This is a genomic window from Microbispora sp. H13382, assembly GCF_014161445.1.
Classification (GTDB): Bacteria; Actinomycetota; Actinomycetes; order Streptosporangiales; family Streptosporangiaceae; genus Microbispora.
This window is the reverse complement of record NZ_JABBXA010000003.1, coordinates 165814-185290: the sequence shown is the minus strand read 5'-3', so window position 1 is coordinate 185290 and position 19477 is coordinate 165814. Positions and strand designations below refer to the sequence as shown.

Below are 19477 nucleotides of genomic sequence, written 5' to 3'. Positions count from 1 at the left end.
GGGTCCCTTCTGTTACCGCTGTGCTACAAGCCGCCAACCGCGCTAACTTGGGCGAGCGCGGCGTGTGAGAGACCCCGTCGTCTCGAAAGCTCACTTGTGCTGTCGCCGCTTGTGAGGCATCGGGCCGGAAAAGAGCGGGCGCCGCTCGGGCGCCCGCATCGGGAGTTCAGACGCGGGCGGCCGCCAGGCTCGGCGCGGCCTTCGCGCCGAGGGTCCGCATGTAGCAGAACCAGGTGAGCGCGAAGCAGACCGCGTAGAAGGCGGCGAAGGCCGCCAGCGCGGCCCCCGCGCCGCCGGTGGCGGCGATGGAGCTGCCGAAGCCGCGGTTGATGAAGAACCCGCCGAAGGCGCCGATCGCGGAGATGAACCCGATGGCCGCCGACGCGTCGCGCTTGCCGGTCGCCAGCGCCTCCTCGTACGCCGGGGTGCCGGGCTCGACGCCGCCGACCGCCTTCGCCCGGAAGATCGCCGGGATCATCCGGTACGTGGAGCCGTTGCCGACGCCCGCGGTGCCGATCAGCAGCATGAAGGCGGCGAAGAACAGCGCGAAACTGTGCGCGGTCATGGCCTGCCAGACGAGCAGGACCGAGACGATCATCGCGGCGAAGTTCCAGAACGTCACCGAGGCCCCGCCGAGGCGGTCCGACAGCCAGCCGCCGACGGGCCGGATGACCGAGCCGACCAGCGGGCCGAGGAACGCGAGCGAGGTCAGCGCGGCCTGCTCGGGGAACTGCGACTTGATGAGCAGCGGGAACGCCGTCGAGTAGCCGATGAACGAGCCGAACGTGCCGATGTAGAGGATCGACATGATCCACGTCTGCGCCCGGCCGGCCGCCTTGGCCATCTCCTTCGGCTCCGCCTTGGCCGAGGTGAGGTTGTCCATGCAGAAGTACGCCCCGGCGGCGGCGGCCAGGATGAACGGCACCCAGAACAACCCGGCGGCGGCCAGCCCGAACCCCGCGATGACCAGCGGCATCAGCAGCTGCACGGAACTGACGCCGATGTTGCCGCCGGCCGCGTTCAGGCCGAGGGCGGCGCCCTGCCTGTTCTGCGGGTAGAAGTAGGTGATGTTGGCCATGCTGGAGGCGAAGTTGCCGCCGCCGAGCCCGGCCGTCGCCGCGATCGCCAGGAAGGCCCAGTAGGGCGTACCGGGGTCGTTCACCGCCACCGCGAGCAGGCCGGCGGGCACCAGCAGCAGCAGCGCGCTGACCACGGTCCAGTTCCGGCCGCCGAACCGGGCGGGCGCGAAGGTGTAGGGGATGCGCAGCGCGGAGCCCACCAGGTTGGGCAGCGAGACGATCCAGAAGAGCTGGTCGGTGGAGAACTTGTAGGCGCCGAGCTTGACGGCGACGATGCTCCACACGGTCCACAACGTGAACCCGAGGTGTTCGGCCAGGATCGAGAACACCAGGTTCCGCCGGGCCACCTTCTTGCCGGAGCTCTCCCAGAAGGCGGAATCGTCCGGTCTCCAGTCACCGATCCAGCGGCCCTTCCCGGGTGTCGCCGCCTGTGTCGCCGTCATCGTTCCTCCCGCGTCTGTGTCGGCTGGGGCCGGTACCAGAAGCTAGGAAGAGCGCGTTACGCACTTTGACCATGCGTGACCGTGCGGCCGTTACATGTGCCGCACCCACGAAACACGCAATCCACAGGCATAACGGATGCAACATCGGGTTAACACGGGCGTGCCCCTCGTGTGGCCCGCGTTTCCTCCGCGTGACGTCGCGCGATCCGCGCCCGGCCCGCCGCCGTCACACAAGGTCAGCACATCTGCCCCGGCCCGTAACGCGGGTATTTCGTGAAATTCCCGCGATCGCGGTAGCGCCATTCCGTGACCGGACTGCGGCATTTTCCGCCGCGGGATGGCACGGACATTTCGGTTGACATGTGACCGGTTTTCCGACCGCAGGAATATCCGCGGCGGAGAAAGGGGATACCGATGCCGCCTCCCCCCGGACGAGGGCCCCCGAGGGCCCGCGCGCACTCGGGGAGGACGGATGCCAGCGGTCTCGCGCCGCGCGTTCCTTAGGTCGGGGTTCCTGCTGCCGGCGCTCCTGGCCGCACACGGTGGAATCGTCGCCGTCGCCACGCCCGTCTGGGCCGGAAACCGCCCGCGGCGGCCGCGCGTGTACACCCGGTCCGACTGGGAGGCCGAACCGCCGAGGAGCAAGGCCGAGGTGCTCGACCGGGCGCCCGACCGGCTCGTCGTCCACCACACGGCGACGGCGAACACGGGCCCTGCCGACCTCGAGGCCGCCTTCCGGCTGTCCCGGTCGATCCAGCGCTACCACATGCGGCGCAACGGCTGGGAGGACATCGGCGAGCAGTTCACCGTCAGCCGGGGCGGATACGTGATGGAGGGCCGCAACCGCTCGCTGCCGGCCGTCGAGGCGGGCAGGCACGTGCTGGGCGCGCAGGCGGCCGACCACAACGACCACACGCTGGGCATCGAGACCGAGGGGACGTACACCTCCCTCCTGCCCCCGGCCCGCCAGCTGTCCGCGCTGACCACGCTGCTCGCCTGGCTGTGCGACGCGTACGACCTCGACCCGCACGAGGCGATCGTCGGCCACCGCGACCTCAACCGGACCGCCTGCCCGGGCGACCGCCTCTACGCGTACCTGCCGCGGCTGCGGGACGACGTCGCCCGCCGTCTCGGCGGTCGCGGGTCCGGACGGGACGAGCCCCCGCCGCCGCGGCTCGCGCTGACGGACGACTACGAGGGAGTCGCGCTCATCCGCGACCTGCCGTACGAGCACGGTCCCGCGGTGGGTCCGCACGACCTGTCCCGCTGACACGGCACGGGCGGCCCCCTCATTTGGGGGCCGCCCGTGGTGGCGGTGTCACAGCCGCTCGACGTTGGGCCCCCGGCAGCGGTTGCGGGTGTCGAGGACGAAGGCGCTCTCGCGCTGGACCAGGGCGTAGTCGAAGCAGTCGTGGTCGGTGAGGATCACGACGGCGTCGGCCACCGCGATCTCCCGCGGCGACGCCTCGGCGAGCGCCACCCCTTCCGGCACGAGGGCGAGGTCGACGTGGGGGTCGGCCGCGCGCACGTCCGCGCCCAGCTTTCGCAGGTGCCTGGCCACTTCCAGCGCCGGGGACTCGCGGCAGTCGCCGGTGTTCTTCTTGTACGACAGGCCGAGCAGCAGCACACGGCTGCCGTTCACGGCCTTGCGCCGGTCGTTCAGCGCCAGGACCAGCCGGTCGGCGACGTGCGCGGGCATGTGGTCGTTGACGTCGTTGGCCAGCTCCACGAACCGGAAGTTGTGCCCGAGGCTGCGCTTGACCTTCCAGGACAGGTACGACGGGTCGATGGGCAGGCAGTGGCCGCCGACGCCGGGCCCGGGGGTGAAGCGCATGAAACCGAACGGCTTGGTCGAGGCCGCGTCGATGGCCTCCCACACGTCGATGCCGAGCTGCCGCGCGAACACCGAAAGCTCGTTGACCAGGGCGATGTTGACGTGCCTGAAGGTGTTCTCCAGCAGCTTGCACAACTCGGCCACCTGGGGCGAGGACACGGGGACGACCCGCTCGACGACGGCCTCGTAGAAGGCGCGGACCCGCGCGAGGGCGGCGGCGTCGAGACCGGAGACGACCTTCGGCGTGTTCTCCAGACCCCAGAGCGCGTTGCCGGGATCGATCCGCTCCGGGCTGTAGCCCAGGTGGAAGTCTCCGGGGGCGCGCAGCCCCGACCCCTCCTCCAGGATCGGCCGCAGGTACTCCTCCGTCGTGCCGGGATAGGTGGTCGACTCCAGCACCACGGTCGCGCCCGCCCGGAGGCGGGGGGCGAGCGACCGCCCGGCCGACGCGATGTGGCTGAGGTCGGGCACGCCGTCGGTCAGCGGCGTCGGCACGGTGATCACGCAGACGTCGAAGTCCTCGGCGTCGGCGTAGTCGGCGCTCGCCCGGTAACGGCCCGTCGCGTGCGCCGCCGCCAGCGCGTCGTCGCCGACGTCCTCGACGTACGACTGGGCGGCGTTGAGACGCTTGACCCGCCACTCGTCCACCTCGACGCCCACCACGTCGAATCCGGCGTCCACCGCGCGGACGGCCAGCGGCAGGCCGACATACCCCTGCCCGACCACGACCAGTTTCTCCATCAAGGACCCCCGTCCCTTGTCTGTCACGATGTGCCGTCTCAGCCGCGGCGATTCGTCAGCGGGCGCCACCAGTCCTGGTGGTCCCGGTACCAGCGCACGAGGTCCGCGAGCCCCTCGTCGAAGTCCACCCGGGGCTCGTAGCCGATCGCGCGGATCTTGCCGCTGTCCAGCGCGTAGCGCCGGTCGTGCCCCGGCCTGTCGGGCACGCGCTCGACCATCTCCCAGCGGGCGCCGAGGGCGTCCAGGATCCGGCGGGTGAGATCGAGGTTGCTCAGCTCCGTCCCGCCGCCGATGTTGTAGACCTCGCCGGGCTCCCCCTTGTCCAGCACGAGCTGGATGCCCCGGCAGTGGTCGTCCACGTGCAGCCACTCCCGCACGTTGCGGCCGTCGCCGTACAACGGCACGGGCCGCCCGTCGATCAGGTTGGTGACGAACAGCGGGATGACCTTCTCCGGGTACTGGTACGGCCCGTAGTTGTTGCAACACCGGGTCAGCCGGACGTCCAGCCCGTACGTGCGGTGGTAGGCGCGGCAGAGCAGGTCGGCCCCGGCCTTGGCGGCCGAGTAGGGCGAGTTCGGCAGCAGCGGCTCCGCCTCCGTCCACGTCCCCTCGTCGATCGAGCCGTACACCTCGTCGGTGGACACCTGGACGAACGTGCGCACGCCCGCCTCCAGGGCGGCCTGCAACAACCGCTGCGTGCCCAGCACGTTGGTCGTCACGAAGTCGCCCGCGCCGGCGATCGAGCGGTCGACGTGGGTCTCGGCGGCGAAGTTCACGACCATGTCGTGCCCGGGGACCAGCTCGCGCAGCAGTTCCTCGTCGCACACGTCGCCGTACGCGAACGTGAAGGCGGGGTTGGTCTCGACCGGGGCGAGGTTGGCCGGGTTGCCGGCGTAGGTCAGCTTGTCCAGCACCGTGACCTCGGCGTCCTCGTAGCCGGGGTAGGCGCCCGACAGCACCGAGCGGACGTAGTGGGACCCGATGAAGCCGGCCGCGCCGGCGACGAGGAGCCTCATGCGCGCACCTGCACCTTGCTGTGGTCTCCGATCATGAGCTGGTAGGCGTTGGGCACCCCGGTCGCCTTCGTGACCTCCGCGTTGCGGCCGATCAGCGAGTGGGTCATGCCGCGGACTCCCCGGACGGCCGAATCGGCGAGCACGATGCTGTAGTCCACCTCGGCGTCCTCGATCACGCAGCCCTCGCCGATGGAGGTGTACGGTCCGACGTACGATCCGATGATCTTGGTGTCGGCGCCGATCACCACGGGGCCGCGGATGACCGAGCCCTCCACGACGGCGCCGGGGGCGATCACGACGCGCCCGCTGACCTCCGACAGCCCGTCCACGGTGCCCGCCACGCCGGGCTCGACCGCCTCCAGCACGATGCGGTTGCACTCCAGCATGTCCTGCAGGCGGCCGGTGTCACGCCAGTAACCGGTGACGAGGTGCGACCGCACGCGGTGGCCGGTGTCGATGAGCCGCTTGATCGCGTCGGTGATCTCCAGTTCGCCCCTGGCGGACGGCGTGATCGCGCGTACGGCCTCGTGGACGGCCGGGGAGAACGCGTAGACCCCGACGATCGCCAGGTCGCTGCGCGGGTGCTCGGGCTTCTCCTCCAGCGCGACGATCTCCCCGTCCGGGCCGAGCTCGGCGACGCCGTAGAACTGCGGCTCGGCCACCCGGGTGAGCAGGATCCGGGCGTCGCAGTCCTCGGCGGCGAAAGCCTCGACCAGGCCGCCGATGCCGCCGACCAGGAAGTTGTCGCCGAGGTACATGACGAACGGGTCGTCGCCGAGGAACTCCCGCGCGACGAGGACGCAGTGCGCCAGCCCGAGCGGCGCCTCCTGCTGGATGTAGGTGACGTCGAGCCCGAACGCCGAACCGTCGCCGACGGCCTCGCGGACCTCCCGGCCCGTGTCGCCGACGATGATCCCCACGTCCGTTATGCCGGCGTCCCTGATCGCCTCCAGCCCGTAGAAGAGCACCGGCTTGTTCGCGACGGGAACGAGCTGTTTGGCCGAGGTATGGGTCAGCGGGCGCAATCTCGTGCCCTTGCCGCCCGCCAGGACGAGTGCCTTCACGCTCTCGATTCCTTTCCTAGAATTTGGCCGCCGACGGGATTTCCCGGGACGCGCACGACCGGCCGATCGCCCGAAAATAACAGCCACCGGTAATCGGCCGCGGATCGCCGCTCCCCGTTTTGCCGTACGGCGTGACACGGGTTGCGGAGCTCAGGCGATGCCGGTCGCCCGGAAAGCCCAGAACCGGTTTGCGAGGTAACTCAGCGGCGGGCTCAGCAGGATTATCAGAGCCTGCGCCGCCATGAGCGGAATCCCGGCGAACTCCACCAGTAGCGGCAGTCCCACCACGGACACGCCGAGGAAGGTCAGCCCCACGGCGTAGAAGCGCAGGTAGCCGGTGATCCAGCCGACCGTGCAGCCACGGAAGACGACGAGCCGGTACGCCGGATAGACGGTCACAACGGTGACGAAATGGCAGCCCACGACGAGGAAAAGATAGGGCACCGAATTCCTGGTCAGCAGCAAACCCAGGCCAAGAAGAACGTAATACACCCCCGCCGTTGCCGCACCCGCCAGCAGGTATGTGATGCGCTGGCCGAGAAAAGCCGGCAGGGCCGCGACCCGGGCTTTCCGGGCACTCCGGCTTTCCAGTTCGAGCATGATTGAATCACTCCGGATGTGCTACCGAGACCGGTCAGCAGGAGTGTAATCGCCGGTGCTCATGAACCGCGCTAACGAACCAGGGGAATCGATGTCGGTGTCGGTGGTAATTCCGTGTTATCGCTCAGCGCGGACCCTTCCGTCGCTGGTCGCCAGGCTCATGCCGGTCCTGCGCCGGCTGTCCCCGTCGCACGAGGTGATCCTCGTCGTCGACGGGAGCCCGGACGACACCTGGCTCACCGCGTCCCGGCTGGCCGGCGAGGTGGACGGCGTGCGCGCCCTCCACCTGTCGCGCAATTACGGGCAGCACAACGCCCTGGTGGCGGGCATCCGGGAGGCGAGGTTCGATGTGGTCGTCACCATGGACGACGACCTGCAGCACCCGCCGGAGCAGATCCCGGTGCTGCTGGACGCGCTGGAGCGGGAACGGCTCGACCTGGTGTACGGAGTGCCGTACCAGGAGGAGCACGGGTTCCTGCGCAGTTTCGCGTCGCGTTCGGTGAAGGCGGGAATGGCGGCCACGCTCGGCGTCGGCGCCGCACGGGCGATCAGCGCGTTCCGCGCCTTCCGCACCCCGTTGCGGGACGCGTTCGAGGGACTGACCGGGCCGCACGCCTCCGTCGACGTGGCGCTGTCGTGGGCGACCACCCGGGTCGGTTCCGCGTCGGTGCACATGGACGAGCGCGGCCACGGCAGGTCCAACTACACCCCCCGGCTGCTCGTCCGGCACACCCTGAACATGCTGGTCGGATACAGCGCGGCCCCGCTCAGGGCGGCCAGCTACCTCGGGTTCCTGGTCGGCGTCGTGGGCCTGGCGCTCGGCGGAGCGGTGTTGTGGCGCTTCCTCATGGGAGGCATCACGGTCGCCGGGTTCACCACGCTGGCCTCGATGGTCGCCCTGTTCTCCGCCGCGCAACTGATCTCGATCGGCGTGCTCGGGGAGTACATCGGGCGCATTCACGGCGGCGGCATGGGCCGCCCGACCTACGTGATCCGCGAGCGGGCCGGCTCCCCTCCCCGGCAGGCGTCCGTGTTCAGCGCGGCAGCGGGCCCCGGATCAGATGCACGGTGAGGAGGGTGTGGACCGGCTCGAACCCGTACCTCGCCCAGGCCCTCTGCACGCGCGTGTTGTGTCCCTGGGTGGAGATGACGACCTCGGCCGCGCCGCGCGAGGCGGCGCGGTCCTCGACCGCCGCGAGCAGGTGCGCGTAGACGCCGCGCCCCTGCGCCGCGGGGGTCACACCGGCGAGCAGGATCTCGGTGCGCGGACCGTCCTGCTCGATCGTCGCGAGCGCGAGCACGCCGTCGGGGCCTCGCAGGGTCACGCATCCGTCCCGCGCCGCCGACCGCAGCGCCCACTCCTCGTAGCCCTCGGCCGCGTCCGCGGCGTCGAACAGCGGGTTGGCGAGGTAGTGGTTGCCGTACGCCCCGAAGGTCCGCCGGACGAAGGCGCGCACCTCCGCCGCGGCCGGCACACCGTCCACGGCCAGGCCGCCCACCGGCTGAGGCCGGCGGCCCTCCCCCGCCCGCAGCCGCCAGTAGACCAGCGAGTCGGCCAGCACGGCGGTGCGGCCGAGCGTCGTCAGCCCGGCGAACCAGCCGACGTACTCCGCCGGGTACCGCAGGATGACGACGTCCGCCGCCGACCGCGCCACGGCATCGCGCACCGTCTCCAGCGGCGCCGCGGACGAGGCGGAGACGGTGAGACGCTCGACCGAACGGCCGAACCTCGCGGACTCCACCGGCGACGGTACCGTCAGCACCACGCCGGGCTCCGTCACGTCCCGCCAGCTCATCGGTCCACCCTGTAGCCGCGCACGGCCTCGATCACCCGGGTGACGCCGGCGTCGTCCAGCCCCGCGAACAGCGGCAGCCGTACGAGCCGGTCCGCGACGTGCTCCGTAACGGGGCAGCCGCCGGGCGCGGTGCGCCCGTAGCGCAGACCCGCGACGGCATGGTGCAGCGGCTGGTAGTGGAACGCCGCCTGCACGCCCGCGGCCGCGAGATGGGCGAGGAACGCCTGCCGGTGATGCAGGTCGGGCAGCAGCAGGTAGTAGAGGTGTGCCGGATGCCGGCGGTCCTCGGGCACCACCGGCTGGGCGACGCCGTTGTCCCCCGCCCACTCCGACAGCCCTTCGTGGTAGGCCTGCCACACCGTGTGACGCCGCGCCTGGATGGAGCCGAACGACTCCAGCTGGGCCGTCAGCATGGCCGCGAGGACGTCCGAGGGCAGGTAGCTGGAGCCGATGTCGATCCACTGGTACTTGTCGACCTGACCGCGGTAGAAGCGGCTGCGGTCGGTGCCCTTCTCCCGGATGATCTCCGCCCGCGCGGCGAGGGCGGCGTCCTGGAGCAGCAGGGCCCCGCCCTCTCCGCACTGCACGTTCTTCGTCGCGTGGAAGCTCTGGGCCGCCATGCACCCGAAGGACCCGAGAGGCCGGTTCCGGTAGAACCCGCCCAGGCCGTGGGCGTTGTCCTCGACAACGGCCAGGCCGTACCGATCCGCGAGGGCCTGTACGGCGTCCATCTCGCAGGCCACGCCCGCGTAGTGGACGACCACGACGGCCCGCGTGCGGCCGGTGATCGCGGCCTCGATCAGGCGCTCGTCGATGTTCAGGGTGTCGGGACGGCAGTCCACGAACACCGGCACGGCCCCGCGCAGCGCGTACGCGTTGGCGGTGGACACGAAGGTGAACGACGGCATGATCACCTCGTCGCCGGGGCGCAGGTCCAGCAGGATCGCCGACATCTCCAGCGCGTGCGTGCAGGAGGTGGTCAGCAGCGCGTGGCCGGCACCGGTCAGCTCGCGCAGGAGCTCGGTGGCCCTGCGGGTGAAGGGCCCGTCGCCGCACGTGAATCCCTGGCGTACGGCCTCGGTGAGGTAGCCGAGCTCGTTGTCGCAGACGTGGGTCCGGTTGAAGGGGACCGCTGTCAGGCTGGTTGTGCTCACCTCCGCCAGTGAACATCGGGCGGGCGGCCCGGCACGTCCGTGACCGCCCGCCGTGGGGATTTCCTTGAGCAAGCCTTACGCCCCGGGGCCGGACGCCGGCTCCCCTACTGGACCACGGGCTCGACCCAGTAGTTCGAGGCGCGGTACGAGCTGACGGGGAAGGTGTCGGTGCCGCTGTAGGTGTAGACGCCGTTGCCGCCCGAGGATCCGTCGGCGAGGGCGACGAGGGCGCCGTTGGCGTGCTGGGAGGTGAAGTAGTTCCGGTCGACCGCGTACCGTCCCGAGGTCGTGTGGTACGAGGCGACATAGGTCGTGTTCGCGGTGATGGGAACGGGCGTGGGGAAGTCCGCCTGCTGCCACCCCGCGGGTGTCTCGCCGCTGAAAGTCACGGTCGCGAGCCTGGTCCCCCCGATCGTCCAGAGGCTGCCGGTGTGGGTGCCGGTGTTCTGCGGGCCCTTCCGGAACCGGATGCCGGTGACCACTCCGTCCTGCGACGACTGGAACTTCACCCCGACCACGATGGGGTTCGAGTCGTTCTGCGAGGCGACGGCGGGGGTCTGCGAGTCGTCCCAGAGGGTCTGCGCCGGGGTGAACATCACGTCGACCCAGTAGTTCGAGGCGCGGTAGGAACTGACGGGGAAGGTGTCGGACGGGCTGTAGGAGTACACCCCGTCGCCGCCCGAGGGCCCGTTGGCGAGAGCGGTCAGCGGTGCGTTCACGTACGAGGTGGTGAAGTAGTTCCGGTCCAGCGAGTAGAACCCCGACGTCGTGTGGTAGGAGGCGACATAGGTCGTGCCGGCGGCGACGGCGACGGGGGACGGGAAGTCCATCCGCTGCCAGCCGGACGTGGTCTCGTTCGTGAAGACCACGGTCGCGAGCTGCCGGCCGTCGGCCGTCCATAAGCTGCCGGTGTGGGTCCCGGTGTTCGACGCGCCCTTGTAGAACCGGATCCCCGTGATGAGGCCGTTCTGGGAGGAGGTGAACTTGACTCCCAGCACGACGGGGCTCGGGTCGTTCTGCGAGGCGACGGCGGGGGTCGCGCCGTCGTTCCACAGGCTGGTGCTCGACACGTACTGCACGACGGGCTGTGACGTGCTGGGCGCGAAGTAGATGACGGCCTCGTTGTCGAAGGTGGGCCCGCCGAGGTAGACGGCCGTGATGCGGTGCTGCCCCGCCGAGAGGCTCGACGTTGTGAGCGTGGCGGGATGCCCCTGGTAGTGCTGGTCCTTGCCGATGACGACGCCGTTGTCCTTGAAGGCCACGTCGCCGGCGGGCACGACCGAGCCCGACTGCGCCTGGACGGTGGCGGTGAAGGTGACCGACTGCCCTGTCTGCGAGGGGTTGGGCGACGAGGTCAGGGTCGTGGTGGTCGGCGGGTTGTTCGGCACGGTGATGCGGGTGGCGGGGATGCTCGTGGTCCCCGTGATGGCGACCGTGCCGCCGAGGGAGAACATCCGGCCGTAGACGGCCGAGACGGGGCCCACCGAGACGTTGCCGTTGGCCAGGACGGTGCCCCGGAAGGTGGGATACATGCCCAGCGAGACGGTGTTGTCGAGTTGCCAGTACACGTTGTTCTCCTGCGCGCCGCCGGTGAGGGCGATGTTGCTGGACTGGGCGGCGGTGAGGGTGGAGGCCCGGAACACGAATATCGCGTCGGGGTTGCTCTGCGCGTCGAGCGTGAGCGATCCGCTGATCGAGAAGGCGCCGGTGCTCGAGTCGTACACGCCGGGGCCCCGGGTCGTGCCGCCGAGGTTGGGCCCGATGGTGGCGGTGGAGGACATCCCGGTGATCTGGTCGCGCGCCACGACCGCGTCGGCCATCGCGTTGGCGGCCGCGGAGTCGCCCGCGTGGACGGACCCGCTGACGGTGCCGGGCGGGAAGCCGCTCACCGAGGTCCCCGGGCTCACCCCGAGATCGCCGGTGACCTGGGTGGAGTCGGTGTTGGTCACCGAGACCGAGGCCAGGACCCCGTAGGTGGCAGCGCGGCCGAGGGACAGGGACGGATCGGCGACGGCCTGCCCCGGCGCCGCGACGAGGGCGCCGGCGGCGAGCACGGCGACGACGGCCGCCGCGAGCCGGTGCCGCCCGGCGTTGCGGAAGAGATCCCGGCGACGTCTCCGGGGCCTGTCCCCGACGGGTTCCCGCCCGCGTTTCCGGGCGGCGGCTGAGCGGTTCATTTCCGACCTACCTCACGTGAAGGTGCGAACGCACGTGTTGTGGGACTCATATCGGAGATCGGCCCCCCCGGATCTCGCGCCGCGGGCACCGATCGGATTCGATCCGCCGGGCGCGCGACGCCGGGCGCGAGTCGTCACGCGGAAAACGATGGCGCGGGAAAGGACGGCCGAAGCCGCGGATTGCCGCACCTGTGCCGATGATCTATACGCGGACGGGGAGGATTTGCAGAATGCCCGCTCAGCAGGGATGCTACTCGCGGCGATTCATGATTTCCATCCTTTCTTTTCTCCTTTCCGCAAGGAGTGTCCGTTCGCCCGTTAAATGCGCTCATATGACGACTTGATTGGCGGCAGGCGGACAGGCAGGGAAAGGAGAAGGAAATCCGCGCCGGGCGGAAACTCGCCGACTCCCGGGTGCCGATCCGGCGGGTTCCGCGACCACTATCCTTCGCGTCACTCCCCCTGATCGTTTGTCGGATCGCGAGGGGTGTGCGATGTCAGGCGAAGTGAGCGTGGCCGGCGTCCGCCGGAGGCGGGGGACATCGGCCACGCGGTTGCTGGGCGCGGCCTCCGCGACGGTGGCCGCCCTGCTCCTGGCCGCCTGGACGCCCGCGCCCGCGCCCGCGGACGACGCTGCGACTCCAAGCGGCGGCACGCCCGGCCCTGTGTCCTCGGCCTCACCCCGCCCTGTGTCCTCGGCCTCACCCGGCCCGGCGCCCGCGGAAAGCGGCCGGAGGACCCGGCTCCCCCGGACGCGGGCCCGGCGCGCGGCGTGCCCGACCACCTCGATCATCTGCCTGGAGAACAGCCTGCCGGGCACCCCGCCGTCCCAGTGGGACGTGCCGGGCGACGGCAGCAGCGACATCACCGGCTTCGCCACGCAGATCAGCGTCAACGCGGGAGACACCCAGCAGTGGAAGGTGTCGGCCCCGTCCGTCACCGCGTACCGGATCGACATCTACCGCGTCGGCTACTACCAGGGGCTCGGGGCGCGGCTGATCACCAGCGTCACCCCGTCCGCGTCCCTGCCGCAGGCGCAGCCGGCCTGTCTCACCGATTCGGCCACCGGGCTGATCGACTGCGGCAACTGGGCCGTCTCCGCGTCCTGGGCCGTCCCCGCCAACGCGGTCTCCGGCGTCTACCTCGCGAACTTCGTCCGCACCGACGGCACCGCCGGCGTGAGCCAGAACATCTTCGTCGTCCGCAACGACGCGCGTAACTCCGACATCCTCGTGCAGACCTCCGACGCGACCTGGCAGGCGTACAACGACTACGGCGGCAACAGCCTCTACCAGGGCACTCCCACGGGCCGCGCGTTCAAGGTCAGCTACAACCGTCCGATGACCCTGCGGGCCGAGCGGCCGGAGACCTACTTCTTCGACGCCGAGTATCCGATGATCAGGTGGCTCGAACTGAACAGCTACGACGTCGCCTACACCAGCAACGTCGACACGGCGACCCGGCCTGCGCTGCTGCTCAACCACAAGATCTTCATGTCGTCGGGGCACGACGAGTACTGGTCGAACGAGATGCGCACCAACGTGACCAACGCCAGGGACAACGGCGTCGGGCTCACCTTCTTCTCCGGCAACGAGTCGTTCTGGAAGACGCGGTGGGAGAACAGCATCGACAGTTCGGGCACGCCGTTCCGCACACTGGTCTGCTACAAGGAGACCATCGCCAACGCGAAGATCGACCCCAGCCCGCAGTGGACCGGGACCTGGCGGGACCCGCGTTTTTCCCCGCCCTCCGACGGCGGCAGGCCCGAGAACGCCCTGACCGGCACGCTATTCCGGGTGAACGGCATCTCCGCGAACAACATCGCCGTCCCGGCGGCGTACGCGCCCTACCGGCTGTGGCGCAACACCGCGGTCGCGAACCTCCAGCCCGGGCAGACCGCCGTCTTCCCCACCGGCACACTCGGCTACGAGTGGGACGAGGCGCCCGACAACGGCGTCGCGCCGCCAGGGCTGGTGCTGCTGTCCGAGGTGAGCGTGTTCACCGGCAACAAGTACCTGCTCGACTACGGCAGCACGTACGGCGCGGGGACCGCCACCCACCACCTCACGCTGTACCGCGGCACGGCCGGCTCGATCGTCTTCGGCGCGGGGACCACGCAGTGGGCCTGGGGGCTGGACGCCGTCCACGACCGCCCGGGCACGCCCACAGACGTCAGCATGAAGCAGGCGACGGTGAACCTGTTCGCCGACATGGGGGTGCAGCCGGCCACACTGGAGCCGGGCCTGGTCCCGGCGACGCAGTCGACCGACACCGCTCCCCCGACCTCGCAGATGCTCACCCCGACGGCCGGCGCCTCGGTCCCCGGCGGGACGACCGTGACGGTCGGCGGCACGGCGGCCGACACCGGGGGCGGCGTGGTGGCCGGCGTGGAGGTCTCGGTCGACGGCGGCACGACCTGGCACCGGGCCGTGGGCCGGACGAGCTGGCAGTACCGCTGGACGACACCGAAGTCGCAGACGGTCACGGTGCTGTCCCGGGCCGTCGACGACATCGGCAACCTGCAGACCACTCCGGCGTCGATGACGTACAACGTCAACGCGGGATGTCCGTGCTCCATCTGGCCGCCCGGCACCACGCCCGCCGTCGCCAACAACCCCGACGCCAAGTCGGTGGAGCTGGGCGTCAGGTTCCGCGTCACCACGCCCGGTTACCTCTCCGGCATCCGGTTCTACAAGGGATCGCAGAACACCGGCACCCATGTCGGCAGCCTGTGGACCGCCGACGGCACGCTGCTCGCCGAGGCGACCTTCACGAACGAGACCGCGTCCGGCTGGCAGCAGGTGAACTTCTCGACTCCCGTGCTGATCTCCACCGGCGTCGACTACGTCGCCTCGTACCACACCCCCGGGTTCTACTCGGTGACCCGGCCCTACTTCACCACGCAGTACTCGAACGGGCTGATCACCGCCCCGGCGAGCGGCGACGGCGGAGGCAACGGACTGTACTCCTACGGCGCGGGGACCAAGTTCCCGAACGGCACCTACCAGACCACCAACTACTGGGTCGACGTGGTCTTCTCACCCGCGACGACCCTCTGGGACGACACCGCGACGCCGTCGAATCCGTCCCAGCAGGACAACAAGTCGGTCGTGGTCGGCGTCAAGTTCCAGGCCTCCGGCTCCGGCAAGATCAGGGGCGTCAGGTTCTACAAGGGCCCGCAGAACACCGGCACCCATGTCGGCAGCCTGTGGACCACGACCGGCCAGCTGCTGGCAAGCGCGACCTTCACGAACGAGACCGCGACCGGCTGGCAGCAGGTGAACTTCTCGCCGGCGATCTCGATCACGGCGGGCACTACCTACGTCGCTTCGTACCTCGCGCCGGCGGGGTACTACTCGGCGGACCGGTACTACTTCGTCAACACCTACACGCGCGGTCCGCTCACCGCCCTGGCCGACGCCGCGAGCGGAGGCAACGGGGTCTACCTCTACACGTCGGCGAACGCCTTCCCCAACAAGACGTTCCAGGCCACCAACTACTGGGTCGACGTGCTGTTCGACCCCGATCCGCCACAGGCCTCCGCCCGGAAGGCCCTCCGGCACGGGCGCGCGGGCGGCCGTACGGGCCTCGCCCCGGCCGCCGGCCCGGAAGGCGAGAGGGGCCGGGCCGGGCGGCGGGAGGCCCGATGCGCCGCGGGCGGCCCGGACCTTCCCGCAGCGGGGAACAGCCGCCGCGCCCCGCGGGACGGCCGCTCCCCGATGCTGGAGCGGCTCCCCTACCTCAGGTCCGCTCCGCCAGGCGGCGCGTGCCCCGCTCCGCGTGCGGCCCACCGGGAGGACCGAGGCGCTCGCGGATGACCGCCTTGTAGAAATCCTCGAACCGGGCCGCCACCCGGGGCCAGCCGAGGTGCGCGACCGCCCGCCTGCCGCGTTCGGCCATCCGTGCCCGCAGCGCCTCGTCGTCGAGGAGGGGGCGCAGATGTCCGGCCAGGTCGTCCGCCGAGCCGCTGCGGAAGACGCGGTAGGCGCCGCGGTCGGCGACCACCGGGTCGAGCGTGGCGTCGGAGGACAGGACTGCCGGGGTGCCCAGCGCCAGGGCCTCCAGCGCCGCCGTCGGGATCCCCTCGCCGATCGAGGGCAGCCTGCGCGAGGCGAGCACGAACGCCTGCGCCCGGCCCACCAGCGCGTAGACCTCCTCGCCGGACAACTGCCCGGCGAACTCCACGCCGCGGCCCGCTCCCGCGAGCCGTTCGAGCCGGGCGCGCTCCGGGCCCTCCCCCACGATGACGAGCCGCGCCTCGGGCCGGACGGCCCGCAGCCGGTGGAACGCCTCGATCGTGAGGGCGTGGTTCTTCACGGGGAGGAGGTTGCCCACGCTGACGACCAGGCCGGGCTCCCTGGAGGCCGCCGACCGGATCGCGTCGAGGAGGGTCAGGTCCAGCCCGGCGGACATCGTCCGGATTGCCCGCACCGGGACTCCGGCCCTGCGCAACTCACCGGCCGGCCGGGCGCCCACGGCCACGAACCCGCCCACCCGGCGGAAGGCCCACGGCATGATCGGCCGATGGCGCATCGCCAGCGCGCCGTGCACGGTGAGCAGCAGCGGAATCCGCAGCCGTGCGGCGGCCGGGCCGAGGAAGAGCGCCTCCCGGTGGTCTCCATGCAGGTTGACGACATCCGGCGGGCCCAGACGCGACAGCGCGTGGGCGCACTCCAGCGCGAACGCCACGGGACCGGACGCGCGGGCGGCGGCCCGGCTCGCCCGGGTCGGCCGCAGGGTCACCGTCTCCACGCCGGGCGGCGCCTCGCCGCACCGGTGGGCCACCAGCACGTGGTGCCCGCGGAGCAGTTCCTCCCGGGCGAGGCGCGCGATGTAGCGTTCCTTGCCGCCCGGCTCCGGGGGCAGCCGATATCCGATGTGCAGAATCCTCACGTCGTCCTCCCTGGAATCGGTGTCGTCGCCCCGCGGGTGAGGCGGCGCCGCCCGCGGGACCGGTGAGGGCCGCTCAGACCCCGGCTGCGGAGAGCCGGTCCGCCCTCCGCCGCCCGGGGCGCAGCGCCGAGTACGCCCACCGGACGTCGCGTGTCCTGGGCAGCAGGTCCGCGACGCCGAGCCCGGCGGCCCGCGCGAACCACGCGGTCTCCACCACCGCCATCGCGCTGTAGCTCGCGGTGGAGGCGAGAGCGGCCCCGAGCGCCCCCCACAGCGGTATCAGCACGGCGTTCAGCGCGAGGTTCAGCGCGAGGGCGCCCGCGGCCACGGCGTTCATCGTCATCGGGCGGCCCAGCCGCACCAGATACTGCTCCACCGGCCGCTGCAGTGACCAGGGGACCATGCCCGGAGCGAGGGCCAGCAGCGGTGCGACGCTCCCCGCGAAGGCGTGGCCGTACAGCAGCGGGACCACCAGGGGCGCGGCGCACGCCAGCACGCAGACGACGGCCGAGACGAGCAGCAGGGTGAGCCTGACCACCCGCGCGGTGATCTCCCGGGCGGCGGTCTCGTCCGGCACCGCCTGACGGGAGAGCACGATCTGGGCCAGCGCGTCGGTGGGCACCCGCGACAGGGACAGGAACGACGTCGCGACCGTGTAGAGGCCCACCTCGGCCGGCGTCGTGAGGGCGTTCAGGAGCAGGACGTCCACGGTCAGCAGGAGCTGGACCGCCACCGTCCCCAGGTGATAGCGGCCCGACAGCGCCACCTGCCGGCGGGCGAGCACCACCTCCCCCGCCGCGGGAAGCCCGAGCGGACGGAAGAACAGCACGAAGGGCAGGATCGTGGAGACCGCCCAGAGGGCGACGACCGCGGTCACGGTGGCGGTTCCCGTCACGGCCAGGAGCAGGATCGGGACGTACAGCGCCACGGCCGGCAGGACGGTGGCCCGGTTGGCCAGGCCGACCCGGGACTGCAGCAGCGCGATCCCCCTGAGGTTGACCGCCGCGACACCGAACGGCACGGCGAGCAGCGCCACGGCCAGGAGATGGGGCGCGGCGACGACGTGCAGCACGGTGACCAGGACGAAGGCCGCCGCGGCGGCCGCGGCGCCGAGGAGCAGTCCGAGGATCGCGGCGTTGCCGGCGAGCGGCCGGTGGCGCTCCAGCGCCGGCCACAGCGCCATCTGCGACCTCCCGACCGACAGATGGCCGACCACAAGGGCCGTCCCCGCGGTCGTGGTGACGGTCGCGTATATCCCCCGGCCTTCGGGCTGCAGGCAGCGGCTCAGTAGAACGCCCGCCACCGCGGCCAGGACCAGCGGGGCGGCCTGGCTCATCATGGTCTGCGGCAGCTTCCGCAGGCTCCCGTTCCCGGCGCCGCCGCCGGTCATGTGCGGCACGCCGTGCTCCCCCGGACGGGCGCGGCGAGCCGCTCGGCAGGGCCGGCCGGGGGCGCGGACGGCTCCGGCGGCTCGCCGGAGCGGCCGTCCGGCACGGTCCTCGACCACGAGACAGCCGACAGCAGGCTCACGACCAGGACGATCGGGATGCGCTGGCGGAACATGAGCCCCATGTTCGACATGGTCGTCGCGTAGGCGACGCTTCCCGGGACGACGAACAGGAGGAGGACCATGAGCACGTTGCGGTTGCGTCGCCACAGCCGCAGGCCACCGCGCACGCCGTGGTAGAGCAGCCAGTACCACAGCAGCGTGTCCACCTTGCTGAGCTGCAGGACCAGGCTCCCGCTCGTCCACGGGAAGGGGGACAACAGCGTGTAGGCCAGCTTCGGCGCCAGGGCGTTCCAGGCGTTGCCGCCGTCGTCGAAGAGCACGCCGGAGGTCCCCTCGGCGTTCGCGAGCCGGACGTGCTGCGACTGCGCGCGGTCGAGCTGTGCCTGCATGGCCGCGATCGGCCCGGCGTGGTCGGCTCCCCGCAGCATGAGCAGCAGGAGCGGCGCCAACAGGACGAACAGGGCGAGCACATTGCTGGCGGAGAGCCGACCCCTGATCTTGGAGACGCCGACGATCAGCGGAAGGACGCACATGAAGACCATGTACGGCCGGACGTTCCACAGCGCCCACAGCAACGGCACGAGGGCGAGCACCTTGCGCATGTCGAAGCGCCGCACGTTCGACGCGGCGACCCCGAGGCAGGCCACCACGAGGAAGGCGTTGAATCCGTCCTTGAACGTGTCGGACGTGTGCAGCACGAATCCGGGGAGGAACGCCGTGATGACCAGCAGCCGGAACGCGGCCCTGTCGTCGGCTCCGGCGAGCCGCGCGAACCGGTAGACCACGACGCACAGCACGCAGGCGAGCAGCGCCACGACGGCGGTGCAGGCGAGCGGAGCCCGGCCGCCGCACAGATACATGACGAGCGCGAAAACGTTGCACGGCACGGCGACGGACTCGACCGAGTCCAGCTCGCCTGGGCCGACGAAGTGCGGGCCCTCCCGCCGCCACAGCTCGACGACCTCCAGGGCTCTCAACTCGTAGGTGAAGTTGTCGCCGCCGTAGCCGACGGCGCTGGACCGGACGACGAAGAAGTGCACGGCGAGCCGTACGGCGAAGGCGGCCAGCAGCACGGGCAGCGCGCGCCACGCCACGCGCGGATCGAGGCTCAGGTGCACCGTCACGACGAGCAGCGCCGCCGCCACGAGAACGACGATGTATTCCATCCGG

Annotated in this window: 14 protein-coding genes; 3 read left to right on the top strand and 11 right to left on the bottom strand. The window is 71.1% G+C overall.

Annotated features, from left to right (window positions below; genetic code table 11):
• Nucleotides 1–166: 166 nt before the first annotated feature.
• Nucleotides 167–1522: an MFS transporter gene (locus tag HHX41_RS08480; protein WP_182905476.1), complete on the bottom strand. Its 1356-nt coding sequence runs from the start codon at nucleotides 1520–1522 to the stop codon at nucleotides 167–169.
• A 472-nt stretch (nucleotides 1523–1994) separates the two neighbouring features.
• Between HHX41_RS08480 and HHX41_RS08475 the strand changes: the two genes are divergently transcribed.
• Nucleotides 1995–2792 carry a peptidoglycan recognition family protein gene (locus tag HHX41_RS08475; protein ID WP_182905475.1) on the top strand — a complete coding sequence of 266 codons (798 nt, stop codon included), beginning with the start codon at nucleotides 1995–1997 and terminating at the stop codon, nucleotides 2790–2792.
• A gap of 48 nt (nucleotides 2793–2840) precedes the next feature.
• Here the strand turns inward: HHX41_RS08475 and HHX41_RS08470 are convergent, their stop codons facing one another.
• The 4 genes from HHX41_RS08470 to HHX41_RS08455 form a co-directional block, all read right to left on the bottom strand.
• Nucleotides 2841–4097: a nucleotide sugar dehydrogenase gene (locus HHX41_RS08470; RefSeq protein ID WP_182905474.1), complete on the bottom strand. Its 1257-nt coding sequence runs from the start codon at nucleotides 4095–4097 to the stop codon at nucleotides 2841–2843.
• 38 nt (nucleotides 4098–4135) lie between these two features.
• Nucleotides 4136–5113, bottom strand: a complete 978-nt coding sequence (gene rfbB / locus HHX41_RS08465) for a dTDP-glucose 4,6-dehydratase (RefSeq protein WP_182905473.1) — start codon at nucleotides 5111–5113, stop codon at nucleotides 4136–4138.
• Complete coding sequence (locus HHX41_RS08460) at nucleotides 5110–6177, bottom strand: glucose-1-phosphate thymidylyltransferase (protein ID WP_182905472.1); 1068 nt, start codon at nucleotides 6175–6177, stop codon at nucleotides 5110–5112. The genes rfbB and HHX41_RS08460 overlap by 4 nt, the downstream gene beginning before the upstream one ends.
• A gap of 150 nt (nucleotides 6178–6327) precedes the next feature.
• Nucleotides 6328–6777 carry a GtrA family protein gene (locus HHX41_RS08455; protein ID WP_182905471.1) on the bottom strand — a complete coding sequence of 150 codons (450 nt, stop codon included), beginning with the start codon at nucleotides 6775–6777 and terminating at the stop codon, nucleotides 6328–6330.
• Nucleotides 6778–6838: 61 nt separating this feature from the next.
• On the opposite strand from HHX41_RS08455, the gene HHX41_RS08450 reads away from it, so the two are divergent.
• On the top strand, nucleotides 6839–7849 hold the full coding sequence (locus HHX41_RS08450) for a glycosyltransferase family 2 protein (protein WP_310741843.1): 1011 nt from the start codon (nucleotides 6839–6841) through the stop codon (nucleotides 7847–7849).
• On the opposite strand, the gene HHX41_RS08445 is transcribed toward HHX41_RS08450, so the two are convergent.
• The 3 genes from HHX41_RS08445 to HHX41_RS08435 all read right to left on the bottom strand — a co-directional run bounded on the left by HHX41_RS08445 (nucleotide 7812) and on the right by HHX41_RS08435 (nucleotide 11904).
• Entirely contained in the window at nucleotides 7812–8573 is a 762-nt protein-coding gene (locus tag HHX41_RS08445; protein WP_182905469.1) for an N-acetyltransferase, read from the bottom strand. The two genes, HHX41_RS08450 and HHX41_RS08445, sit on opposite strands and share 38 nt — an antisense overlap.
• Nucleotides 8570–9727 (bottom strand): dTDP-4-amino-4,6-dideoxygalactose transaminase, encoded by a 1158-nt coding sequence (rffA, locus tag HHX41_RS08440; RefSeq protein ID WP_220503865.1) that lies wholly within the window; start codon nucleotides 9725–9727, stop codon nucleotides 8570–8572. Before rffA ends, HHX41_RS08445 begins: the two co-directional genes overlap by 4 nt.
• A 104-nt stretch (nucleotides 9728–9831) precedes the next feature.
• Complete coding sequence (locus tag HHX41_RS08435) at nucleotides 9832–11904, bottom strand: DUF4082 domain-containing protein (protein WP_182905468.1); 2073 nt, start codon at nucleotides 11902–11904, stop codon at nucleotides 9832–9834.
• A gap of 494 nt (nucleotides 11905–12398) precedes the next feature.
• Between HHX41_RS08435 and HHX41_RS08430 the strand changes: the two genes are divergently transcribed.
• Nucleotides 12399–15722 (top strand): DUF4082 domain-containing protein, encoded by a 3324-nt coding sequence (locus HHX41_RS08430; protein ID WP_259400782.1) that lies wholly within the window; start codon nucleotides 12399–12401, stop codon nucleotides 15720–15722.
• Here the strand turns inward: HHX41_RS08430 and HHX41_RS08425 are convergent.
• From HHX41_RS08425 to HHX41_RS08415, 3 genes are all read right to left on the bottom strand, one after another.
• Nucleotides 15646–16797 (bottom strand): glycosyltransferase family 4 protein, encoded by a 1152-nt coding sequence (locus HHX41_RS08425; protein ID WP_182905467.1) that lies wholly within the window; start codon nucleotides 16795–16797, stop codon nucleotides 15646–15648. The genes HHX41_RS08430 and HHX41_RS08425 overlap by 77 nt on opposite strands.
• A 73-nt stretch (nucleotides 16798–16870) precedes the next feature.
• On the bottom strand, nucleotides 16871–18187 hold the full coding sequence (locus tag HHX41_RS08420; RefSeq protein WP_259400819.1) for a lipopolysaccharide biosynthesis protein: 1317 nt from the start codon (nucleotides 18185–18187) through the stop codon (nucleotides 16871–16873).
• On the bottom strand, nucleotides 18184–19473 hold the full coding sequence (locus HHX41_RS08415; protein WP_182905465.1) for a hypothetical protein: 1290 nt from the start codon (nucleotides 19471–19473) through the stop codon (nucleotides 18184–18186). Before HHX41_RS08415 ends, HHX41_RS08420 begins: the two co-directional genes overlap by 4 nt.
• Nucleotides 19474–19477: the final 4 nt, after the last annotated feature.